Annotated in this window: 1 protein-coding gene; it reads right to left on the minus strand. The window is 70.0% G+C overall.

Annotated elements, in window-relative coordinates:
* Window positions 1-349: 349 nt before the first annotated feature.
* Window positions 350-1,558: a cytochrome P450 gene (locus E1266_RS37110; RefSeq protein ID WP_132055242.1), complete on the minus strand. Its 1,209-nt coding sequence runs from the start codon at window positions 1,556-1,558 to the stop codon at window positions 350-352.
* Window positions 1,559-1,709: the final 151 nt, after the last annotated feature.

A 1,709-nucleotide genomic window follows, 5' to 3' on the forward strand; every position in this document is an offset into this window, starting at 1 on the left:
CCCCTGGACCTGGCCCACCGCGACCCCCGCGCCTACGTCGCCGCCCTCTGCCACGCCGGCGAGGACGCCGAACTGACCGACCCCTCCGGCCTGGGCGGCTTCGGCTGGCTAGCCCAGACCACCGACATCCCAATCCCTCCCCCACTCACCCCCAGGACGCAACACCCTGCATAGCGGCAAGCGGAAACGCTGCACCCGCGCAGGTGTGCGTGGAAGATCCCACGGCGGCGCCGCCGAGTGCCACGGCAGGTAGTAGCGCAGCGGAGCCCGCCGGGCAGACCGGGGCGCGGAGCGGAGCGCGGCGAGGATCACCGGCGCGGGCACACACCGCGAAGGCGGAGCGGCGAGGTCAGCACTCCACGTGGAGAGACTGCAGGCCGCGTAGGACGTAGCCGGGCTTCCACTTCGGTTCGGTGGACAAGCGCAGGCCAGGGGCTTGCCGGATCAGCGCGCCGAAAGACTCGGCGAGTTCGATGCGGGCCAATGGGGCGCCCAGGCAGTAGTGGATGCCGAGACCGAAGGTGATGTGCGGGTTCGGGTCGCGGGACAGATCGAACTCGTTCGGGTCGGCGAAGACCTCGGGGTCGCGGTTGGCGGACGCGAACTGAAGTGCGACCTCGGCGCCACGGGGAATGTCGATGCCGGCGACCGTGATGTCCTCCAAGACCCAGCGTTCGAACATGGGCGCCGGAGTGTCGTAGCGCAGCAGTTCCTCAACGGCCGTCGGGATGAGCGACGGGTCGGCGCGGAGGCGCTCCAGCTCACCGGGGTTGCGGAACAGCGACCACCAGCCGTTGCCGGTCGCGTTGACCGTGGCCTCATGTCCGGCGTTGAGCAGGAGGACGCAGGTTCCGATCAGCTCGTCCTCGGTGAGCCGGTCGCCCTCGTCCATGACCTGGGTGAGCGCGGTGATGAGGTCGTCGCGCGGCTCGTCCCGCCGAGTGCGCGCCAGGCCGCGCAGGTAGTCGGAGAACTCCACGGCGGCGCGGACGGCCGTCCGCTGCACCTCGACCGGCGGGTTCAGCTCGTACATCCCGCAGATGTCGGCCGACCACGGACGCAGGAGATGCCGGTCCTCCACGGGGACGCCGAGCATTTCCGCGATGACGTTCACCGGCAGGGGCTCGGCGACCTCGGCGAGCAGGTCACCGCCACCCTTGGCCACGAGTTCCGCGGCCAACTCCCCGGCGAGCCGCCTGATCGTCGGGCGCAGACCCTCCACCATGCGGGCGGTGAACGCCTTGGACACCAGGCGCCGCAGCCGCGTGTGCGTGGGCGGCTCGACGTCCAGCATTCCGGCGCGAATCAGGTCCCAGAACGGCTTGAGGAAGTCGGCCTCCGGCTCGCGCCCGAACTCCTCATGAGTCGCGACGTGGAGATACGAACGTCCGAGCCGCCGATCCCGCAGCAGCGCGTCGACGTCCTCATACCGGCTGATCACCCATTGGCCGGTGGCCTCGTGGTAGAACACCGGACGCTCGGCACGGAGCCGCTCGAACACCGGATAGGGGTCCGCGACGAACTCGGGGGACCAGGGGTCATACGCCAGATCAGACATGATCTGACCATATTCGCCCTTCGCACCAGTCCGAAGCGGCGAAGACGGGCGGGCGCCGGCCGCCGACACCAACGGCTCGGTTGCTCCCACAACTCGGCCGACCCAATCCACGGCGACCGACGCCCTGCTCATCCCCGCCTCACCCCACCCC

The sequence above is a fragment of the Actinomadura sp. 7K534 genome, from assembly GCF_004348575.1.
Classification (GTDB): Bacteria; Actinomycetota; Actinomycetes; order Streptosporangiales; family Streptosporangiaceae; genus Spirillospora; species Spirillospora livida.

What these genes read in the sequence shown, in the direction of transcription:
- E1266_RS37110 (WP_132055242.1), bottom strand. Translation starts at nt 1,558, where the DNA reads ATGTCTGATCTGGCGTATGACCCCTGGTCCCCCGAGTTCGTCGCGGAC.